Source organism: Luteolibacter algae (assembly GCF_042683045.1).
GTDB lineage: Bacteria > Verrucomicrobiota > Verrucomicrobiia > Verrucomicrobiales > Akkermansiaceae > Luteolibacter > Luteolibacter algae.
The window spans coordinates 12,624-32,712 of record NZ_JBHUIT010000006.1 but is presented as its reverse complement, the minus strand read 5'-3'; the positions used below and the strand labels follow the sequence as shown (position 1 = coordinate 32,712).

General features: G+C 53.0%; 18 protein-coding genes. 13 read left to right on the top strand and 5 right to left on the bottom strand.

The annotated features are described in order from the left end of the window. The first annotated feature begins 140 nt into the window (after positions 1-140). Positions 141-551, top strand: coding sequence for a hypothetical protein (locus tag ACFSSA_RS06575; protein WP_386819482.1), 411 nt, complete (start codon positions 141-143; stop codon positions 549-551). Between the two features lie 20 nt (positions 552-571). On the opposite strand, the gene tsaB is transcribed toward ACFSSA_RS06575, so the two are convergent. Then, a complete protein-coding gene (gene tsaB, locus ACFSSA_RS06570; RefSeq protein ID WP_386819481.1) occupies positions 572-1,225 on the bottom strand; it encodes a tRNA (adenosine(37)-N6)-threonylcarbamoyltransferase complex dimerization subunit type 1 TsaB in 654 nt (217 codons plus the stop codon). Positions 1,226-1,337: 112 nt separating this feature from the next. Between tsaB and ACFSSA_RS06565 the strand changes: the two genes are divergently transcribed. The 3 genes from ACFSSA_RS06565 to ACFSSA_RS06555 are packed head-to-tail and all read left to right on the top strand — an operon-like array spanning position 1,338 to position 4,828. Then, positions 1,338-2,438 (top strand): LptF/LptG family permease, encoded by a 1,101-nt coding sequence (locus tag ACFSSA_RS06565; RefSeq protein ID WP_386819479.1) that lies wholly within the window; start codon positions 1,338-1,340, stop codon positions 2,436-2,438. Positions 2,439-2,453: 15 nt separating this feature from the next. Next, positions 2,454-4,331 carry a SulP family inorganic anion transporter gene (locus tag ACFSSA_RS06560; RefSeq protein ID WP_386819477.1) on the top strand — a complete coding sequence of 626 codons (1,878 nt, stop codon included), beginning with the start codon at positions 2,454-2,456 and terminating at the stop codon, positions 4,329-4,331. An 8-nt stretch (positions 4,332-4,339) separates the two neighbouring features. After that, entirely contained in the window at positions 4,340-4,828 is a 489-nt protein-coding gene (locus tag ACFSSA_RS06555) for a hypothetical protein (protein ID WP_386819475.1), read from the top strand. On the opposite strand, the gene ACFSSA_RS06550 is transcribed toward ACFSSA_RS06555, so the two are convergent. After that, positions 4,825-5,499, bottom strand: a complete 675-nt coding sequence (locus tag ACFSSA_RS06550; RefSeq protein ID WP_386819473.1) for a hypothetical protein — start codon at positions 5,497-5,499, stop codon at positions 4,825-4,827. The two genes, ACFSSA_RS06555 and ACFSSA_RS06550, sit on opposite strands and share 4 nt — an antisense overlap. 182 nt (positions 5,500-5,681) lie before the next feature. On the opposite strand from ACFSSA_RS06550, the gene ACFSSA_RS06545 reads away from it, so the two are divergent. From ACFSSA_RS06545 to ACFSSA_RS06530, 4 genes are all read left to right on the top strand, one after another. Further along, positions 5,682-6,569 (top strand): hydroxypyruvate isomerase family protein, encoded by an 888-nt coding sequence (locus tag ACFSSA_RS06545; protein WP_386819471.1) that lies wholly within the window; start codon positions 5,682-5,684, stop codon positions 6,567-6,569. A 195-nt stretch (positions 6,570-6,764) separates the two neighbouring features. Then, positions 6,765-8,531: a Na/Pi cotransporter family protein gene (locus ACFSSA_RS06540; protein ID WP_386819469.1), complete on the top strand. Its 1,767-nt coding sequence runs from the start codon at positions 6,765-6,767 to the stop codon at positions 8,529-8,531. Positions 8,532-8,558: 27 nt separating this feature from the next. Beyond that, positions 8,559-10,904: a substrate-binding domain-containing protein gene (locus ACFSSA_RS06535; protein WP_386819467.1), complete on the top strand. Its 2,346-nt coding sequence runs from the start codon at positions 8,559-8,561 to the stop codon at positions 10,902-10,904. Between the two features lie 174 nt (positions 10,905-11,078). Continuing rightward, positions 11,079-11,924: a PEP-CTERM sorting domain-containing protein gene (locus tag ACFSSA_RS06530; RefSeq protein ID WP_386819465.1), complete on the top strand. Its 846-nt coding sequence runs from the start codon at positions 11,079-11,081 to the stop codon at positions 11,922-11,924. A 97-nt stretch (positions 11,925-12,021) separates the two neighbouring features. On the opposite strand, the gene lptB is transcribed toward ACFSSA_RS06530, so the two are convergent. Together lptB and ACFSSA_RS06520 are read right to left on the bottom strand one after the other, a co-directional pair. Then, positions 12,022-12,744 carry an LPS export ABC transporter ATP-binding protein gene (gene lptB / locus ACFSSA_RS06525; protein WP_386819463.1) on the bottom strand — a complete coding sequence of 241 codons (723 nt, stop codon included), beginning with the start codon at positions 12,742-12,744 and terminating at the stop codon, positions 12,022-12,024. Between the two features lie 78 nt (positions 12,745-12,822). Beyond that, complete coding sequence (locus tag ACFSSA_RS06520) at positions 12,823-14,106, bottom strand: LptA/OstA family protein (protein WP_386819461.1); 1,284 nt, start codon at positions 14,104-14,106, stop codon at positions 12,823-12,825. Positions 14,107-14,220: 114 nt separating this feature from the next. Between ACFSSA_RS06520 and ACFSSA_RS06515 the strand changes: the two genes are divergently transcribed. The 5 genes from ACFSSA_RS06515 (at position 14,221) to ACFSSA_RS06495 (ending at position 18,463) form a co-directional block, all read left to right on the top strand. Continuing rightward, a complete protein-coding gene (locus tag ACFSSA_RS06515) occupies positions 14,221-14,685 on the top strand; it encodes a peroxiredoxin (protein ID WP_386819459.1) in 465 nt (154 codons plus the stop codon). Further along, on the top strand, positions 14,682-15,152 hold the full coding sequence (locus ACFSSA_RS06510) for a hypothetical protein (protein WP_386819457.1): 471 nt from the start codon (positions 14,682-14,684) through the stop codon (positions 15,150-15,152). Before ACFSSA_RS06515 ends, ACFSSA_RS06510 begins: the two co-directional genes overlap by 4 nt. After that, positions 15,139-15,747, top strand: a complete 609-nt coding sequence (gene recR / locus ACFSSA_RS06505) for a recombination mediator RecR (RefSeq protein WP_386819455.1) — start codon at positions 15,139-15,141, stop codon at positions 15,745-15,747. The genes ACFSSA_RS06510 and recR overlap by 14 nt, the downstream gene beginning before the upstream one ends. Positions 15,748-15,951: 204 nt before the next feature. Next, complete coding sequence (locus ACFSSA_RS06500) at positions 15,952-16,482, top strand: DUF892 family protein (RefSeq protein ID WP_386819453.1); 531 nt, start codon at positions 15,952-15,954, stop codon at positions 16,480-16,482. Positions 16,483-16,663: 181 nt separating this feature from the next. Further along, entirely contained in the window at positions 16,664-18,463 is a 1,800-nt protein-coding gene (locus tag ACFSSA_RS06495) for an alpha-amylase family glycosyl hydrolase (RefSeq protein ID WP_386819451.1), read from the top strand. On the opposite strand, the gene ACFSSA_RS06490 is transcribed toward ACFSSA_RS06495, so the two are convergent. Next, positions 18,449-19,882 (bottom strand): sulfatase-like hydrolase/transferase, encoded by a 1,434-nt coding sequence (locus ACFSSA_RS06490; protein ID WP_386819448.1) that lies wholly within the window; start codon positions 19,880-19,882, stop codon positions 18,449-18,451. The two genes, ACFSSA_RS06495 and ACFSSA_RS06490, sit on opposite strands and share 15 nt — an antisense overlap. Positions 19,883-20,089 lie beyond the last annotated feature (207 nt).

Sequence of the window (20,089 nt, the reverse complement as noted above, 5' to 3'; positions counted from 1 at the left end):
TAAATTTTCCACGACGATCCCGATCTTCCACGAGCCGGAGGCCAGGCGGCGGGCAATCAGCTCCTATTGGGGATGATACCGATCACCCACGGGCGGGAAAAATAGCCGACACCTCTATCTTTCACGGATCTCCGAGGTGAATGATCTTTGCTCTTCCCGTGGCGGATGGTGCAGCCTACGATGCGGGCGTGTTTCAAATCGTTTTCAATGAAATCAGTGCTGCCGAGTTGTCCGCCTTGGGAACTTTAGAGCAGTTGGAGCTGTTGGAGGAGTTCCATGTCACAGAAGAGGATCTCAATGGTCTGGGCAGTGACAAATTTGGTAAGATCGAACGTGACGGACACGTGATGTATCGCTTTCGTGCACGAGGATATCGGTTCTACTTCGAGGTAAAAGACGGCTCACTGATTGTTCATCGTGTGCTGCATAAGGGCACTTTCTCGGATTTTCTTTTCCGCTCAAGCATGCCGCTTGCGGAGGATGAGGCGCTGGCTGGCTCCAAGCATTTCTGGAAGCTTATCGACGAAGGGCGGAACGCCCGCCAGCTGTAACGCCCGCCAGGTAGGCTTATTCAAGCGGGATTGACCAATGGTTTTCGCTTGGATGGGGTGATGTGGGGAGGCTTCAGATAAATGGGTTGGGCAATCTGTCCCGCCCATAGGGCACGTGTTTTCGGACTGGCGGCCTTCCACGCGGCCCAGATGCCGGCCGCCGATGGCTTGGCAACCGGAAGTGAATGGCCCCGGATGCCTTCCATACAGAATACGGAGATTCCTTGCTGTTCTGCGGAGAGTAACGCTGCTTCAAATCCGAATGAATCTGTCAGATCCGGGCCGGAAATGAGCTGGCCCTCATTGATTTGGGCGGTCCAGTAGCTTCCCCGCCTGGCGTCGCCGACTGCCATACAGGGATTTCCGCTTAGCGCCTCGGGCGTCGCCAGGATTGAAGGAACGGCAACAGCCTTCGCGTCGCCGACAAGTGCCGCCCCCTGTGCTGCGGCGATTCCCACCCGCGTGCCGCTGTAGCTACCTGGTCCGCTGCCGACGAGAACCGCGTCGAACGATCTGGTTCCGTGAGCAGCCAGGATCTCGGCTAGTGGCTCGAAGAGCAGGGCGTTATGTCGTCTGTCGCTGATAAATGATTTCTCGCAAATGATTTCACCTTCGTTAGCCAGGGCGATCGAGGCAGCGTCTGTGGAGGTTTCGATGATGAGAACAGCGGACATGTGGGCAAAACACTAGATTTCCGGGCGGAAACTTCAATCGAAGAGTCCTCGAAACCCCAAACAATGCAATCTTGTCTCTTGCATGTTTTCGCCGGAGTTATGAGTCTGTGCCATGCGCCTTATTGACCGCTACATCGCCAAGCAGATTCTTGTGGGGACTCTGTATGCTATTGTGGTTTTGAGTCTGGTGTTGGTAATGGGGAATCTTTTCAAGGAAGCGCGGCCCTTGCTTGTCGAGCAACATGCGCCATTGGGCCTGGTTCTGCGTTTTGTCATCAATGTCTTGCCCTTTTCACTGATGTTCACCATTCCCTGGGGATTTCTCTCCGCGGTGCTTCTCGTTTTCGGGCGGTTGTCCGGAGATAATGAGATTACGAGCCTGAGAGTGGCCGGCATCAGCCTGTTCCGGTTGTCCTTGCCGGTTTTTGTAATCGGTGCACTGCTTTCCGGTGTTTGTCTGTGGATCAACGTGAATGTGGTGCCGTTGGCAAAAGCCTCGCTCACGGAAATGATTTACGAGCAGGTAAAGCGCGATCCCAGATCATTGCTGGATCCGGGTATCGTTCAGTCACGTTTCAAAAACCAGAAGGTGTTCGTCGAGTCCCGGGATGGTGACTCTCTCAAAGGTTTCCACCTTTATCAGGTGTCCAGCAATGAAAACGGCCTGACTCCCAGAGCTGAGGCCTATGTGCATGCGGGCCAGGTTTCCCTCGTCGTCGATGAGGAGAAGAAACAGCTGCGATTGAAGCTGATCGATGCCTTCATCGAGACGAAAAATGAGAATGGACAGGGGGAGCTTGCGTTTGCCGAGGAGGCGGAGCCATGGCTCTTTGATTTTGGCTCGGATCGTGTGAAAAAGATCAAATCCAGCGCGATGACAAACGGAGAGATTGTGAAGTATCTCCGAGAGACGAAGGATTTGCCCATGGAAAAGCAGGTAAGCTTCCGTGCTGAAATTACCAAGCGTTACTCGTTCTCCCTCGCCTGCCTTTCCTTTGCCTGCGTTGCCGTTCCATTGGGCTTGAAAAGCCGTAGGAAAGATACCTCGGGTGGTTTGGTAATCAGCTTGTTGGTGGGGCTGGCCTATTTCCTTTTCACCGTCGTTGCGGATGAGTTTGATTCCGATTTGGGAGCTACGCTGGCACTGTGGGCACCGAATATTTTTTGTGTTTTACTAGGCTTGTTTCTGTTCAGAAGAGCGCGCTTCCGCTAGCGTTTTGCGATACGCATGAGTTTTGGTCATTTTATCGCAAAAGCTTTCCGTCAGACGCGGACGTTTTTTGCCACGGAGAAAATAGATTTTATCCCGCGGGTTGGGCCGGTTAGCGCTTATTCCAGAGAAAAATTCCACGGCGATCTGCGGGCGGCGATGAATGTGACATTACTGGCATTGCCTCAGGCGATTGCCTATGCCGCGATTGCCGGGCTGGATATCATCTACGGGGTGGTCTGTGCCTCGATCGCTGCAATTACCGCACCTCTATTTGCCAGTTCCCGCTATAATGTCCTGGGGCCTACGAATGCGACGGCGTTCATGTTGTTCAGCTTTTTCTCGGTGAATCCGGAGCTGCAGGCGCGGATTCCAGAGTTGCTTCCGCTGCTGGTGGTTCTGATCGCATTGATATCGATGACGGGAGCTATGTTGAAAGTCGCGGATTTGCTTCAGTATGTTTCCCGCAGCGTGCTTGTCGGATATATGGCCGGAGCGGCGGTATTGATTATCGGAAATCAGATGAAACCATTGCTGGGGTTGAGCAAATTCGTGGACCCCGAGAAGACTGCGACATTTTTCGGACTGGTGGGGGAGCTGGTGAAGGCCTTGGTTTATATCGATTGGGTGCCCGTCGGGATTGGCGTTGCGACCTTGGCGATCTATCTCTCGTTTCGCCGGTGGAAGAAAAATTGGCCTGCTTTTTCGATCTCTCTGCTTTTGGGGTCGGCGATTTTCGGGCCTTTGATCAATTTCGATATCGGTCCATTCGGTGGGCAGTCTACCTTTAGCACCTTTGGCTTTGCCCAGCTTACACCGACGCTGCCGGATTTTTTCCAAAGGGAGGTTTTCAATGATATCTCGGCCTTGATGGGACTTGCGATGGCGATTTCCTTTCTTGCCTCATTGGAAAATACCTTGATGGCCAAATCGATTTCCTCCCAGACGGGAGACCGGGCCGATGTCAACCAAGACATGCTTTCCATAGGTTTCGCCAATCTTGCGTCCGCCATCGCAGGCGGGATGCCCGCTTCCGGCTCTCTCACACGCTCGATGCTGAATTTCCGCTCGGGGGCGATGACCAAAGCTGCTCCGGTGTTCACAGGCGCTTTCACGCTCACCTTGGTTATACTGATCGCCTGGTCCAGAGAGACGGGGCTGAATATCCTGGATTATATCCCCAAAGCTTCATTGGCGATTCTGGTGATCGCGATCTCTTTTTCTCTCTTCAATGTTCACCAGATCCGTATCTGTCTACGCTCTACGAGCGATGATGCGGTGGTGATCATTTTTACGTTTCTGGCCACGCTGCTGGCTCCGCTACACGTGGCTATTTTCATCGGTGTGGCAATATCGATCACGCTGTTCCTGCGTAAGGCCAGCAAGCCGTATCTCACGGAATATGAGTTCAACGAGACCGGTGAGCTGCGTGAAATGGGAGAAAAAAAAGTGCGGCCCATTCCCGCGATCTCGATCGTCCATGTGGAGGGCGATTTATTCTTTGGCGCGGCCGAGCTTTTCCGGACACAGATCCAGCGCACCGTAGCGGATCCAGCGATCAAGGTGATCATTCTACGTTTGAAGAATGCCCGTCATCTCGATGCTACCAGTGTGATGGCTCTGGAGGATCTGGTGCATTTCATGCGTCGACAGAATCTTCACCTGCTAATTTCCGGAGCCACCAAGGATGTCTATAAGGTGCTGAAGCGCTCGGGAATATTGGAGACCTTGCAGATCGGAGCAGACCGGAAGCAGGGAGAAAGCAATATTTTCCTAACGATGCCCTCCAACCCCAATATCTCCACACGGGATGCCCTGAGGCGTGCGCAGCATCTGCTAGGCACCAAGGAGGCAGATATCCGGATTTTCTACGATCCCAACAAGCACGCCAACTGAAATTTCTTATGACAAGACCCCGGATAATTATCGCAGCTGTCCTTCTTCTGATCCTGGTCCCCACCGGAATGTGGTGGTTTTCTCCGGAACAGGTGATCATGCGCCGGACAAAGCATCTCATGGAAGTTCTCACCCTCAGCGAGGGAATCGGCGGTCCATTGCGGCAGGCAAAGGTGTATTCCATGAACGGAATGCTGGCTCCGGAGGTGGAAATGATCACTCCGGATATATCCGAGGCGAACGGGACTTTTGATAAACAGGAGATAGAGAGCGCGTTCTCGTGGATCTGCCAGAATGCGAAGCGGTCAAATTTCCGGATTACCGAATATCGCGATGTGGAAATCGAGGGAGAGCGGGCGCGGGTGCGTGTGTTTGTGGAAGGCTATATAGAGATCGGCGCCACGCGCCCTGCCGATGGATATTTTGAGGTAGTGATCCATTGGGTCAAAGGTGGCGATGGATGGCGCTTTGAAAAGGTCATCTGGCAGAATAGCTAGTCCCCGAGGAAGATATATTCCTCCGCAATGCGGTTGAGCGATCTCCTCGCCTGCGGGAGGCTTTCCGCGAGTTCCCCGAAAAATTTCCGGGGAATACTACCTGTTGCCGCCGAATTATTGGCTGCGGAAGAATAGGAACGCTGGGCGAAAGATTCATAGAAGCGGATATCGGGAGCTCCCCGTCGCTGACAGCGATTTTCTATATAGGATGGAAATAAGCCGGTGAGCACCAGGAATTGATTCCCGGCCGCGACCTGGAGCCGGAATTTCATTCTGCCGTGGGCATGGCTGATGATCGCCAGGAAATCTCCCGCATGGGTATAGCCGTGGGAAATATCGTGCAGAGGATCCGAGTTCATCGGATTCAAGCGCTCCGCCAGCACTGCGGCCACGTAATCGGCGATATCGGGATTTGCAATATCCGCCTGCACGAAAGCGTGGCGGACCAGCACATAAAAGTAAAAATCCGGAGAAACTTGCAGCGTGGACGGAGAGTCAAGCAGGCCGCGAAGGACTTCTTTGAGATCTAGCATTTCCCGCAAAGCGTTGGGATCTTCCCAGAGCTTGGCCAGGCAGGCCCGTTTCTCACCTCCTGAAAAAACTTCCGTGATGAAATCGAAATCCGCGTTCGTGAATCGATCGCGACTCGCTGCTATCCATTCTTCCAACATGTCTACCCAAATAGCAAAAAACCTGCCATCGTGGCTAGAAAATACTAAGGGGATCTTAAGTGTTTATCATTGAGATAAGTTTCGGCGTGCCGGTTTTTCCAAACTTGCCACATCGGGGGATTTGAAGAGGATAAGAGGAAATGAAACCTAACGAAGGATTAAAACTCTCACGTAGAAACTTTATGGAAAAAACAGCTAAATACGCCGCTATCACCGCCACTGCAGCTTCGCTGGGGGCTAGACTTTCCGCAGCCGAAGAGGCCGCCGATAAAGCCGGAGTCAAAGGCTCGATCAATCACTCGGTTTGCAAATGGTGCTACAAGAATGTCACTCTGGAAGAGCTATGCATCGCAGCCAAGGACATCGGCCTCCAGTCCATTGAGCTTCTTGCACCAAGCGACTTCGCACTTCTCAATAAATACGATCTGACTTGCGCGATGGTTTCCTTCCCTACCGGGACAACGAAAGATGGAGAGAAGGTTGGCCGGATTGAGAAAGCGTTCAACCGCCTGGAACATCACGATACTCTCCAGGAAATCTACGAAAAAGAGCTTAAAGCCTGTGCTGAAGTCGGTGCCAAACAACTCATCTGCTTTTCCGGGAACCGCGAGGGGATGGACGATGAGCAAGGCCTTGAAAACTGTGCGATCGGCTTGAAACGAATTCTCCCGCTGGCGGAAAAACTCGGCATCACCTTGAGCATGGAGCTGCTCAACTCCAAGGTGAACCATCCGGATTATATGTGTGATAACACCAAGTGGGGTGTGGCTCTTGCTGATAAAATCGGTAGCCCGAATTTCAAATACCTCTACGACATCTATCACATGCAGATCATGGAAGGGGATGTCATCTCTACTATTCGGGAGAAAAATGAGTATTTCTCCCACTACCACACTGGCGGCGTCCCGGGGCGCCATGAGATCGATGAGTCCCAGGAGCTCTATTACCCGGCAATCATGCGTGCGATCGTGGAGACCGGATACACTGGTTTTGTAGGACAGGAATTTATCCCGGCCCGTCAGGATGCTTTGGGCAGCTTGAAACAAGGTGTGGAAATCTGCACCGTTTAACATCGCTCCTAAGGACGGATTTTTCCTTCTGATCGGGAAGGACAACTGCTCCGCCCAAACGCACTTCCCGAAAAGCCCGGCTTTTTGAGAGGTGCGTTTTTTTTGTGCCACAATGCTAGGGAGCTCGGCGGATTCGGGAAATCGTCACGATTTTGTTCTGGCAGGTTCGAGGGAATTGTGACGATTTCGTCACACATGTTCATTGCATCCATCTCGATCTGGTCCACCGTCGTGGCGTTACTGCAGGTTCTCGGCTCTCTGGGAATCTTTCTCTATGGGATGAAGGTAATGTCCGAAGGGGTGCAGAAAGTCGCCGGCGATAAGATGCGGGCGGCTCTTTCCGGAATGACGAGCACGAGATTCCGCGGCGTTCTCACAGGCTTTTTCACGACAACTCTCGTTCAGTCCTCTTCGGCTTCGACAGTCCTCGTCGTCTCCTTCGTAAATGCCGGGCTGCTCACTCTGATGCAGGCGATCGGCGTGATCATGGGAGCGAACCTCGGGACGACGACGACAGCCTGGATTGTCGCCCTCATCGGGAAATTCTCCGTGGCTACGATCGCGCTGCCGATCATTGGTATCGGATTGCCGCTCTTTTTTGCCGGAAAGAATAAGGGACGGGACTGGGGCGAGGCCTGTATCGGCTTTGGTCTGGTGTTCCTGGGCCTGGGATTGTTGAAGGATTCCGTGCCGGATCTTAGGATGATGATGGAGACCGACCCCGGAACGGCGCAGAATATCCAACATATTATCGAGCTCCTCGGTGGACACGGCTTTGGCTCAGTCGTCCTCTTCATGACTGCTGGGATATTTCTGACGCTTATCGTCCAATCTTCATCAGCAGCGATGGCGATCACAATGACATGTGCGCTGAATGGCTGGTTTGGCGATATCGGCACGAATCCTCTGGGAGTGTTCCAGAGCTCCGCCGCAATCGTTCTCGGCGAAAATATCGGCACCACTGTCACCGCATGGCTTGCATCCACAGGTGCCAATACAATTGCAAAGCGAGCTGCCCGCGCCCACTTCACGTTCAACGTCATCGGAGTGATCTGGTGCCTTCTCCTGTTTTATCCTTTCACCCAATTTGTATGGTCGATCGCCGCGCAGCTTCCGTATGGATTGCGCACCGCAGCCACCGGTATGTCCCAATCGGAAGTCGCCTTCGCCACCGCGATTTTCCACAGCTTGTTCAACTTCTCGAACATCTTTTTGCTGATCTGGTTCGTTCCACAAATCGAGCGGATCGTGACTTGGTGGGTCAAGGATAACGCTCAAGAGAACGAAACCAAACTGCGCTATATCGGGAGCTCGTTGGTGGACATCGGTGAGCTGAGCTTGGCGGAGGCCGATGGGGCGGTGAAAAAAATGGCGCTGCTGACCTCCGATATGTTTGATGGAATGATCGAGGTTTTCAATAACCCCGAGAGTGATCTCTCCGAGCGTGTGGCCGAGCTGAAGAGCATGGAAAATGTTTGTGATGAAATGCTTCACGATATCACCTCTTACCTGATCCAGTGTTCCACGCACGAGATCGGCTCCGGCAATGCGGCGAGCATTACCTCGAAGCTCAGGGTGGTTTCAGAGTTCGAGGAGGCTACGGATCGTATTTACCGCATGGTAAAAATCGTGCAGCGCAAATACGTGAAAGGCCGGGATTTTTCCGAAGTCCAGCATGAAGAACTGATGTCGAGCAGCAATCAGGTGCGGATGCTCATGGATGTTGCCAGGAACTCCCTGGTCAGTATCGATGGCACGACATTGGAACGCGCCTATGAGATAGAAAGCCGTGTGGACCGTTTGAGGAAGCGCAACAATAAGGCTGCTGCGAAACGCATGCAGGACGGGGCGGTGGTTCAAACCGAAATGATTTTCATTGATCTGAACAACCACCTCGAAGCCGTGGCGAACCACCTGCTCAATGTGATCCAGGCCAGCAAGCGTGAAGTCCGTGTAGACTGAGGCTGGATAGCGGTTAGCATCTGTTCCGTGCCAGTGCTGACAAGAATCGCGATCGTAACGAGCCCATTGCACGTCAATGGCAGGTGTTTTATCCGGGGCGCGGCACATTATTTGCAGGAAAGCCGCCTGCCGGCGGAGCTGGGGATTTTGTCCAACCACGAGCCACTTCTTCCCGCACAGCTGGAAGAATATGATGGCTTTGTCGATATGGGGTCTGATCGGCGGCTCGCTCAGGTTGCCGGCAGGAAGCCGATCGTAGTGATTGACGATCCATTCTCTAAAATCGCGGATGTCTCGCTGCCCATGGAAAATCTGGAGATTGGTAGAGCTGCGGCAAGGGCTCTGCATGATCTCTCGCCTGTTAGCTACGGTTATTTTGATGGAACCCGGGGGAAAGGTCGAAAGCTGGACTGGCGTAGTGCGGAGCGGTGGAAAGGCTTTCGCGAAACTCTGTATTCATTGGCAAGCAAACGAATCGTCAGAAAATTTGAGGACGATCCCGCTTTGCCGGATGCTTGCGGAGAATGGCTGGAAGCGATGCCCAAGCCGATCGGGATTTTTTGCTACAACGATCTGGGAAGCCTCAAGATTGCCTCCGTTTGTAGGTCTCTTGGCCTTGATATTCCCAACGATGTGGCAATTGTCGGGGTGGATAATGCGGAACTCATTTGTCAGCTGGGGCTGCCGCCGTTTTCGAGTGTTGATCCGCAGTATGAAAGGCTTGCGGCTCTCGCATTGCATACGGTTTTTTCCTGTATCGAGAACGGAAAATTTTCCGGTGAAGCTCCGCCAATACCTGTGCCCCGCCTGGTTTCGCGGGAATCTACCGGCAACAGCTCCGTTCCGGATGAATTGGTCCGGAGAGCTCAATCGCTCCTGAAAGAGAGAAAGCCCGGCCCACGTGCCCAACCAGCGGAAATAGCAAAAAAACTGGGACTTGGCCTACGGGCTCTGGACGCCAGGTTTAAGACTCATTTGGGACGAAGTATCCATGAAGAGGCGTTCAACGGTCAGCTTTATGAGGTGAAGCGCCTGCTGAGGACGACGGATCTCACCCTGGAGGAAATCAGTGAGAGATTTCACGCGGACCTATCGAGCATGCGTCGCCGCTTTCTCCGGGCTGAGGGAATTCAGCCGGGAGAATATCGGAAATATCATCGGGATGGTTCCTCCAAGGGCGGAGTGAGGAAATTTTTGAAAAGTCCGGGATTCAACTTCTGCCTGATAACGAACTTCCGCGGGCAATCCGCCTACGATATCGCCATGGGTGCTCTCGATTTCGCGAAGGAACGGAAGGACGTGTTTCTCAGTGTGCGCACCGGAGATTCCTACAATGTGGAAGGAGACGCGCTGCCTGCCTACCGGGATGATTTCAGCCATTTCGATGGTTTTGTAGTTATGCCTCGATTGGGGATCCATGGGCTGATCCCGGGGGATAGGCCGGTGGTGTGCCTTGAGCATGAGGTAGCGGGTAACCACGTGCGGTCCATCGCGATCGACAACTTCGGTGCGGGAGTCCTAGCCGCGCGGCATCTGCTGGGCAAAGGGCATCGGCGCTTCCTGTATTGTGATTTCCAGCACCAGGCAGCCGTTTCGGAAGGCGCGGAGATCGATCATCGGAGTAGCGAACGGTATCGGGGATTCCAGGAAGCGCTCAGCGCTGCCGGGATTACGAATGAGGTTGAAATCCGTAGTATCGGCGGAAAAGATGATTCAATTCCCGCGTGGTTGCTCGAACTGGAGCGTCCGGTGGCTATTTTTGCCTTCAACGACGGGGCGGCGCTCCAACTTGCCAATCACTGCAGGCATCTGGGGTATCCGGTGCCCGATGAGGTTTCAATTCTCGGATGCGACAATGATGTGGTTCTCTGTCGCCTGACCGAGGTGGAGCTGAGCAGCATCGACGTGAATTTCCGGAGAATAGGATATGAGGCTGTGAGGCTCCTTGTCGAGGAACCGCTGGATCATGAAAAGAGAGCAAAGATACTTCCTGCGAAGTATGTGGTGGAGTGTGCAAGCAGCCGTGGAATTGCGACAACGGATGCGTCCCTACGGAAAGCGCATGGCATGATTTCCGGAAGCTATTCAAGAGTCTTGGACGTAAATGCTATCGCAGCGGAAAGCGGCGCGAGCCGACTCACTCTGGAAGGCAGATTTCACACTTTTTTCGGGCAAGGGATAGCTGGTTATCTGCAGGAGTTCCGGATGGAAAAGGCAAGGCAACTGCTTTGTGATACAACGTTGACGGTAGGCGAAATTTCGGAGCACGCGGGCTTCAGGGATACGAATTACTTTATAAAAGTTTTCAAAACGATGCACCGAATGACGCCCCGTGATTTCCGGATTTTGAAATCCCGGGTAGCCGATAGATAGCTTGCGGAAGTTTTCCGGAGATTTGCGCAAATTTGCTATTTTTTTGCGATCGATGCTCTTTCGGCGGCACTGCAGATCGGCTAGTTTGATCCGCTTCACTACCCTCTATTCGCAGCCATGCCACTGATGGACGGAATTGAAGATTTGAAAAACCTACGACTTATCCACTCCAATATGAAATCAAAATTTATTTCGACGGTCCTCGTCGTTTCCTCTGTCGGCTTCACCCACGCCAGCACCATCGTCCAGTGGGGAACTGCTGGAGGAAATACCAATATTGTATCCAAGGCTGGTGTTGGAACCGAAACAGGTAACCCGGTCATGCAGAATGTCACCGGGGGCACAGGAGCAACCGCCGTAACTACATACAATGCGGCTATTAACCGGAACCCGGTCATCGGAACAAATCCTGATGATTCCAAAAAAAGTTATTTCCTGGGTAGCACTACCGGTCAGTCGCCAGTTTATCACATGGCACTGAATGTCGGACCGAACACCTACTCCGTGACTGACAATAATGCGGGAGACCGGATCACCCTTTCCAAAAATGCCAGCGCTACAGTGGGTAGCGGCACTTTCCAGGGGATGCTGGCCTGGGACAGCTTTCTCACCACGGACCGTGAGTTGACGACTTTCAGTTCGGAATTTATTAGAGGTGGCACGGGTGGAACAGAGGGATCTTACCGCTATCTTTTCCAGAATGAGAGCGGCTGGTATGCAAGCTCGGCGATCTCTCTGACGGCAGAATTTGTCTCGAATACGAGCGCGGTCACGGCATTGAGCTGGTTTGGTTTCACTCCTTTCAGCGCGGGGGTAGCTACCATAGGTGCTGCTGCGACTCCCGACTTCACTGGCGTTCAGAGCGTTGGCTACTATTTCGATGTTCGCACCGCAGAGGCAACTGGAAATGCTGCGAGTTTCAACGGACGCTATTTCGAGGTGGGGGCAGTGCCCGAGCCATCAGCTCTCGCGCTTCTCGGAATTGGAGGTCTGGGGCTGACGCTCCGTCGGCGCCGGTAACAACGGCAGGAAAGGTTAAATCGCTCACTCTATCAAAAACCCTCTGCCTTTATGGCGGAGGGTTTTTTCGTATGGAAACGGCCAGGCGAGTGGGCGGCTACATTTTAAAGTCTTCGCCCAGATAGTATTTCTTCGCGATGGGATCGTTGACTAATTCCTGTGAGGCACCTTCCAGAATAACTTTTCCGTCATGAATGAGAAAGGCGCGATCCGTGATGGAGAGGGTTTCGCGGACCGAGTGGTCGGTTATGAGGATTGCGAGCCCGTCTTTTTCACGAAGATCGCGAACAATCCGCTGAATATCTTCCACCGCGATGGGATCAATTCCGGCAAAGGGTTCATCTAGCATCAAAACCTTCGGGTTTGAACATAGAGAGCGGGCAATTGCGAGACGGCGCTTTTCTCCTCCTGAGAGTGTCACTGCCTGGGATTTCGCCAATTTTGTGATATTGAAGCGTTCCAGAAGCTCATGGGCGCGCTCCTTTTGGTCGGCGCGGGAAAGGCCCGGGCGTGTTTCGAGGATCGCGAGCAGATTCTCGAACACTGTGAGTTTGCGGAAAATGGATTCTTCCTGGGGGAGGTAACCGAGCCCGAGGCGTGCGCGACGGTGCATCGGAAGTTTGGAGATGTTTTCTCCATTGAGATGGACCGAACCGTCTTCAGCAGGAATCAGCCCCGCGATCATGTAAAAGGAGGTGGTTTTTCCCGCACCATTCGGACCGAGCAGGCCTACGATTTCGCGCGGTTGCACCGTTACGCATACGCCATCGACAACTGCCCGGCCATTATAGGTTTTGCGCAGGCCTTGGGCGGATAGCACAGCGTTTTCGGTGTTTTTGCAAGTGGAGCCGGGATCGTGCACAGATGGTTAGCGGTTGGTTTTGATGAAAAATTTGATTTATTGTCCGTCTAGTTTCAGCTGGCCGCCCATCTCCCAATTTCCGCGAGTGGAAAAGGAGCCGTTATTAAGGAGCCTGAGGCTTAGATTGGCTTCTTTCGCGCGGGCAAAGTAGGTGCCTTGCTTCACCCATGGATAGCCTCCGTGGATAATGATTTCCTCGTCATCGATATTGTAGGTGAGAACGGCGCCGCTGGCCTCCACAGGTTCTTTCCCATTCACGGATTTCTGCAGGATTCGCACCGCACCGGTGGCGATGAGTTTCTTAACATCCCCAAAGTTCGCCGTTGGCGTCGTGTCGTTTTTCTTTTCATTGCCGGGTGCCTTTTTATCGAAGAAAATCTTCAGTTCATTCGCTCCGGAAAGCGTAAACCTCGGATCGGTAACCCGGACATTCCCGAGATAAACAAGCACCCCGTTATCGGCATCGAAATACATGCCATCGTCGCATTTTATCAAGGTATCCTCGGGCTTTGGCTCGATCTTGAGTGGCTCTGTGGCGGGCTGGTCGTTCCCGGACTCTGAGGCGGTGTTTTTGATTTGGCTTTCCTTGATAAAGGCCATTGCATCGGCGCTGGCCTTCCCACCTGCGGCGACATCGGCGGCGAGGGAGGCCTCGGCGGAATCATTTACTTTATCGATCTCGGGCTTGGCTGAGGCTGCCTCCGCCTTGAGGGCGGCGAGCTCGTCCTGCGAGACATATGCTGGAGGTGCTGCGCTTAACGTTTGCGGCAAGAGGCAAGCGGCGATTAATGCGGCTTTCGGCAAAGGATGGATGTGCATGGAGGTGGTTTTCGGTGGCGTTGAGATCCAGGTGGTGGCGGGACCACGGAGAAATCCTTTGCCGGTTTGGAATGCGTAAACCAGACCGCTGCCACGGGCGACCAGGCGGTCGTTGATGATTTCCACCGGTTCATTTGCGTAAATGAGGGATTTTGCCTGATCGAAAAGGGCGTTTTTCATGGCCACTTTGCCCTTGATGCTGTGATCCGGATTATAAAATTTGATGAGAACGTTCTCGCCTTGGATACGGTCCGCATCGATCAATGTCATCACCTCCGCCTTGAGGTCGCCGACGAGCTTTCGTTCCGCGTCATAACGGGGAAGTAAAACACCTTTGAGAACACTCCCGCTTGGCAGCAGTGCAATGGGCGATTTCGAAGTCACATCTGCCTCGCTGGCTTCCTGGGCATGGAGCAGGGAAACGGTTAGCAGGAAGATGGAAAGCCTGGGGATCAAGGAACTTCGGGGAAAAACGATTGATAATGCGGGACTGGATTTCACTGAAGGTAGCCAATCCTGACGCTCAGACAATCGGAATATGCCATGGAGCAAAGCATTTTCCCGCTGACGATGACGGAGGTTGATTTGCCATGATAAGCGGGTGATGCTCCGGCCATGAAACCAAAGGTTGGAGAGATGGCTCCGGATTTCACTGCAACGGTGGTGGACGGGGAGAACGAGTATGAGCTGGCGCTGAGAGATCTGCGCGGGGAAAAAGTGGTTCTCGTGTTTTACCCGAGGGACAACACCCCGGGATGCACCATCCAGGCTTGCTCTTTGCGCGATCATTGGGAGGACATCCGGGACCGTGCGCGGGTTTTTGGCGTGAGTGCGGATAGTGTGGCTAGTCACCGGAAATTCATTTCGAAAAAAGATCTGCCTTACCCATTGATCGCCGATGTGGACAAATCCATCGTGGAAAGCTACGGGGTTTGGGTGGAAAAATCGATGATGGGGAAAAGGTTCATGGGAATCGAAAGAAGCACTTTCGTAATTGATGAAGAGGGGCGTTTGGAGGCAGTTCTTGAAAAGGTCTCGCCGATGAGCCACACCGAAAAGCTTTTGAAGGTCCTCGGATGAGTAAGAAGTGGAAAAACGAAGAGCACCCGCACCTCGGGTTGGCGATATTTGCAACCGGCGTGATGTCGCTGGCTCTGGCCGCCGGGCTTCAATATCTGGGCTTGGTAGCTCGTTTGGATCGTGCCCTGGCTTCTTGGTTTTCTCCCTCGTCCCTAGGAATGATGGAGCGAGGCATCCACCCTCTGCTGCTATGGTGCTCGACAGCTTTTCTCGCCTTCGGCCTGGCTGCCGTGATGCTGAATATACCCGGCTCCTGGCGTAGATTATTGATATGGGCAATGACGGTCGTGCTCACATTCTGCTGGGGACCGGTATTGGTTTTATCCGCATACAAGCCGGAAATCGGAGTGGCGATCATTGCCATCATTTGGTCGGGAATTTGCTCAATGGTCTACGCGGTGAATCACATCCTGCCGGTTGATAAAGCTGATAACCAAGGAAAGGAGATGGCGGATGGCACGCGCTGATTTCCCGGCTCCGGTAAAGGATTTGATCGCGGGGCTCAAAAGGCTACCCGGCATCGGACCGCGCAGCGCCGAGCGTATGGCCGTGTGGCTGTTGCAGAATAAAAAGGCGGAACCCTTGGCTTTGGCCGAGGCGATCGTCGCTGCCCGGAATCAGGTCATTGCGTGTCCGGTCTGTGGCTTCTTCGCGACGCGGGAGCTATGTGAAATCTGTGCGGATACCAGGAGGGACGATTCGCTTTTATGCGTGATTGAGCAGGCGACCGATGTGTTGCCGCTGGAGCGATCGGGCGCGTTCAAAGGACGCTACCATTGTCTTGGCGGCAAGCTCTCTCCGCTGGACCGGGTTTCGCCGGAAGATCTCAATATTGCGGGCCTGATGGAGCGTATCGCCGTTGTGGAAGGGGAAATGGAGATTATTTTGGCTCTCGGGGCTGATGTGGAAGGAGAGGCGACCTCGAATTATCTGGCGGATATGTTGCGGGGAAAGCCTGTCAAGATCACCCGAATCGCGCAGGGACTTCCGGCTGGCGGAGGTTTGGAGCATGCCGATGAGCTGACCTTGCTACGCGCTTTGCAAGGGAGGCGTGATTTCTAGGCTGGGATTTTTGTGCAGGTGTGCAAAATGCGCGTCAGTGGGTGTTGTTTCTCTCAAATTGCATCTACGTGAGAGGGAATTGAATTAATCAGGGTCTCTGTTTATTGTTGTAAGTGTCTGGAGAACAGTAGAGAGCTGGTGTTTTGGCGCGGGTGGCATGGTGCCTGCGGTAGAGGGAATGTCCTAATAAATTATATTTATCCCATGAACGTATCTACCCAAAGCACCAAGCAAGTTTATAACCTCAAGCATCTTCTCGAAGAGCAGGCACGTGACCTCTACAATGCCGAAACCAAGTATTCCGAGTTTCTCACCAGCATGCAGCTGTCTTCCAAAGATGAGGACTTGGCCGATAAATTCGCCCACGTGAAAGAGGGCACTGCCAATAACATCCAGAAGCTCAAAAGCATCTGTGAAAAACTAAATGTCCCGCCGACAGGTGTAAAATGCGAAGCAATGGCAGGCCTGCTGCGCGAAGCACGCGAGACTGAGCACGATTACGCGCACAGCTCCATCAAAGACGCCGCTCTCATCGCAAACGCACAACGCATCGCCCACTACGAGATCGCAGGATTCGGCACGGCTCGTGCGTTCGCCAAGAAACTGGATCTCGATGATATCGCGGACATGTTTGAGGAAATGGCCGAGCAATCTGGCGAGATCGATAAAAAGCTCACCAAGATCGCGTGCGGTTCATGGCTCAGCACTGGCATCAACGATGCCGCAGCCAATTAGTTTTCAGCCTTAGTCTAGTTTCAACTTTGTTTTGTTATGGCATCGGTGCCCGGATGGGTGCCGATGCTTTGTGTTCTGCCTTCACGCAAACCGTGCCACCCATCTCTAGAAAATCGGGCAATCGATGTCTTCTCCGAGGTTTTCCCCAAATTTTTCTTCAACCATTTTCTCTCAAATCAAGATGCAAACCGCAGCAATCGATCCTACACAATATCCGTTAGGCAGTAATATTCTGGAGGAAGGCACTGTCTTCCGTGTCTGGGCTCCGAACGCTGATAAAGTCAGCGTCATCGGGGATTTCAACAAATGGGACGCGAGCGTCCATACTCTTGAGGGAAGTGAGGAAGGTGTATGGAGCATCTTCGTTGCGGAGGCGAAAGAAGGGGATGAATACAAATACCTGATTACCAATGGAGAAAACGAGATGGAGCGTATTGATCCGCGTGCCATTGAAGTAACCAACTCCACAGGAAACGCAATCATCCGCAGCCAGGAATTCGATTGGCATGAAACGGAATTCCAGATGCCTCCGCACAACCAACTGGTCATCTACGAGCTGCATGCAAAGACATTCCCCGAGGAGTCGGGAAAAAGCTGCCTGGATGCGATTATCGACAAGCTTCCCTACCTCGCCGGATTGGGAATCAACGCGATCGAAGTGATGCCTTTGGCGGAGTTTCCAGGAGATAATTCCTGGGGCTACAACCCCTCCCATCCATATGCGGTGGAGAGTAGCTACGGTGGGCCGTTGGCCTTAAAGCGCTTGGTTCAGGCTGCCCACAAGAACGGGATCGGCGTTATTCTGGATGTCGTCTATAATCACTTCGGGCCAGGCGATCTGGATCTCTGGAAATTCGATGGCTGGTCTGAAAACGACGGTGGCGGAATCTATTTCTACAACGACTGGAAGGCGGAAACGCCGTGGGGAGCGACCCGGCCCGACTATGGTCGAGACGAGGTGCGCAGTTATATTTTCGATAATGCGATGATGTGGTTGAAAGACTACCGCGTCGACGGGCTGCGCTACGATGCCACACTGCTGATCCGAAACGTCAATGAGGATGAAGATCCTTCGAATGAGATACCGGAAGGGTGGTCATTGGTTCAGTGGATCAACGGAGAAATAAGAAAGCAATTTCCGGAACGAATTATCATTGCGGAGGATTTGAAGTCGAATGCGGCTCTGACAAAATCCGCTTTGGCCGGCGGCGCCGATTTTCACGCGCAGTGGGATGCGAATTTTGTTTTCCCCATACGCGATCAGCTGACAAAGGCGGAGGATGACTGGCGTTCGCTGGAAGATGTTCGGAAAACCCTTCTATTCCATTACAATGATGATGTCTTCCAACGCATTATTTATACGGAATCACATGATGAGGTAGCCCAGGAAAAAGCCCGGGTGCCGCAGGAGGTCCAGGATGACAATGCCACAGGATATTTTGCCCAAAAGCTATCCTGCCTCGGCGCAGGGTTGCTATTCACCTGTCCGGGTGTCCCGATGATTTTCCAGGGGCAGGAGTTTCTCCAAGGTGGGAGTTTCTCCGATGAATTTCCTCTGGAGTGGACTAGAGCGGAACAATTCTCCGGCTTGATCCAGATGTATCACGATCTTATTCACTTGCGGCAAAACCGTGACATGAAGACGGGAGGCCTGTGTGGCCAGGGAGTCATCGTCCATCATATTAATGAGGAACAGAACGTCATCGCCTTCCAGCGGTTTTCGACCCATGGGGTCGGTGATGATGTGATCGTGGTTTGTAACCTCAGCCACGAGGAACGTGACGGATACCGGATAGGAATGCCATCCGGTGGCGAATGGAAGCTGCGTTTCAATTCCGATGCAAAACTCTACAGTGAGCTTTTCAATGACGTCCCCAGCCACGATATCCAGGCAGATGGAGAAGGGCAGGATGGCATGCCACACTCAGCCCTTATCCGTATAGGACCTTACTCCACCTTGATCTACTCACAGGGCGAGTGATGAATAGGTCTCAGTAAGATCCAGCTCGTCTCCGTTTTCTTTCTGCAGCTTTTGGAGAGCGGAGAAGAGCGCTTTCATCCGGCTCTCTTGCTCCGGGTTTCCCGCCATATCATTCATCTCCAAGGGATCCGATTTGAGATCAAACAGAAGCGCTTTTTTGATGTTTGGATATAAAATGAGCTTCCAGCCATCCTTGGTCACGGAGCGCTGGAAATCGACATAGGCACCATAGACTGCCTCTAGTTTGGTCTCTTTCTCCCCCCTGATGATCGGCATAAGATCCTGAAAGTCCACATGATCGGGCTTCTCTGCGCCAGCAAGAGCCAGCGAGGTAGCCATAAGATCCTGATAATAAATCGGCTGCGAAATTGATTTTCCCGCAGGAATCCCCGGGCCAACCATCATAAACGGCACACGGGTGCTGTTATCAAAGGAGTTCTGTTTTCCCAAAAGACCATGATGCCCGCAGCTCAGGCCATGGTCCGCGGAAAAGAAAATGACTGTGTTGTCCGCTTTTCCGGATGCTTCCAAAGCATCAAGAATGTGCCCGATCTGGGCATCCATGTGGGTGATGAGCGCGTAATATTCCGCCCGATTTACCTTCACAGAGTGTTCCGTGCGCGGCCATGGGGCCAGACGTTCATCGCGCAGTTTCCGGCCGGCTCCGATGTCTTCGCCATACGGATATTCCGCAAGGAAACTCTTTGGAAGCTCAATGCGTTCTTCTGGATACATATCGATGTATTCCTTTGGCGCCTGATGGGGATCGTGCGGCGCGTTGAATGCCAGATACATGAAAAACGGTTTTTCCTGCTTTGCCGCATCATCGATGAAACCCAACGCATCATCACGCAGGACTTCGCTCCAGTGAGTGCCTCCTTCCCAGAAACCGCCGAATTTTTTATCGTAAGGACTCCAGATATCCGGCTCGCCATCTTTCGGGCGGTTGTAACCTTCCGGCGTCTGCTCTGGCATCCCACCGCGAACATGTGCTGCCACATCGAAGACACTCTCCGCATCTACCGCCACGTGCCACTTGCCGGTCATGTAGGTGCGATAGCCCGCCTTGCTCATTAGCTGGGACCACATCACGCCGCGGTCACGTTCCTTTTCGAGGGTCTTCAGCGCGCCTTTCGCACTCCACACATACCGTCCGGTGTTCAGCATCGCCCGGCTGGGCATGCAAACCGCAGGTGACCAAGAGCCCATATTATAAGCGTGGGTAAATGTCGTGCCGCGGGAGACCAGCTTGTCGAGATTCGGCGTATCGATATCGGTATATCCAAAGGCACGGATTCCCTCATAGGTCAGGTCATCGGCGAAGATGAACATAATATTCGGTTTCTCCGGCTCAGCTGCGGTAGCGGCATGCCCGAGGAAAAGACTGATTGAGAGGAACAGAAGCGGTATTTTTTTCATTGGGTTTGGCAAAAGAACAGAAATTACTGGATCGGGACAGAAGTCATTCCTACGTCAGCGGGGGATAGCATCTTTCCAGGGTTTTCAATCCCCATGAGGTCTGATCAGGAAATTGCGGAATCACGGCTCCATACATATGCGTATTTCCCATGCCCGCACCCAGTTGCGATAATCCTGTCACGGATTCGCTTGGCAAGGCTCGCCGCA

What these genes read in the sequence shown, in the direction of transcription:
- tsaB (WP_386819481.1), bottom strand. Translation starts at nt 1,225, where the DNA reads ATGTCCGCTGTTCTCATCATCGAAACCTCCACAGACGCTGCCTCGATC.
- ACFSSA_RS06510 (WP_386819457.1), top strand. Translation starts at nt 14,682, where the DNA reads ATGAGTAAGAAGTGGAAAAACGAAGAGCACCCGCACCTCGGGTTGGCG.
- ACFSSA_RS06500 (WP_386819453.1), top strand. Translation starts at nt 15,952, where the DNA reads ATGAACGTATCTACCCAAAGCACCAAGCAAGTTTATAACCTCAAGCAT.
- ACFSSA_RS06555 (WP_386819475.1), top strand. Translation starts at nt 4,340, where the DNA reads ATGACAAGACCCCGGATAATTATCGCAGCTGTCCTTCTTCTGATCCTG.
- ACFSSA_RS06495 (WP_386819451.1), top strand. Translation starts at nt 16,664, where the DNA reads ATGCAAACCGCAGCAATCGATCCTACACAATATCCGTTAGGCAGTAAT.
- ACFSSA_RS06515 (WP_386819459.1), top strand. Translation starts at nt 14,221, where the DNA reads ATGAAACCAAAGGTTGGAGAGATGGCTCCGGATTTCACTGCAACGGTG.
- ACFSSA_RS06575 (WP_386819482.1), top strand. Translation starts at nt 141, where the DNA reads ATGATCTTTGCTCTTCCCGTGGCGGATGGTGCAGCCTACGATGCGGGC.
- ACFSSA_RS06545 (WP_386819471.1), top strand. Translation starts at nt 5,682, where the DNA reads ATGGAAAAAACAGCTAAATACGCCGCTATCACCGCCACTGCAGCTTCG.
- ACFSSA_RS06490 (WP_386819448.1), bottom strand. Translation starts at nt 19,882, where the DNA reads ATGAAAAAAATACCGCTTCTGTTCCTCTCAATCAGTCTTTTCCTCGGG.
- ACFSSA_RS06550 (WP_386819473.1), bottom strand. Translation starts at nt 5,499, where the DNA reads ATGTTGGAAGAATGGATAGCAGCGAGTCGCGATCGATTCACGAACGCG.
- ACFSSA_RS06560 (WP_386819477.1), top strand. Translation starts at nt 2,454, where the DNA reads ATGAGTTTTGGTCATTTTATCGCAAAAGCTTTCCGTCAGACGCGGACG.
- ACFSSA_RS06540 (WP_386819469.1), top strand. Translation starts at nt 6,765, where the DNA reads ATGTTCATTGCATCCATCTCGATCTGGTCCACCGTCGTGGCGTTACTG.
- ACFSSA_RS06565 (WP_386819479.1), top strand. Translation starts at nt 1,338, where the DNA reads ATGCGCCTTATTGACCGCTACATCGCCAAGCAGATTCTTGTGGGGACT.
- ACFSSA_RS06530 (WP_386819465.1), top strand. Translation starts at nt 11,079, where the DNA reads ATGAAATCAAAATTTATTTCGACGGTCCTCGTCGTTTCCTCTGTCGGC.
- recR (WP_386819455.1), top strand. Translation starts at nt 15,139, where the DNA reads ATGGCACGCGCTGATTTCCCGGCTCCGGTAAAGGATTTGATCGCGGGG.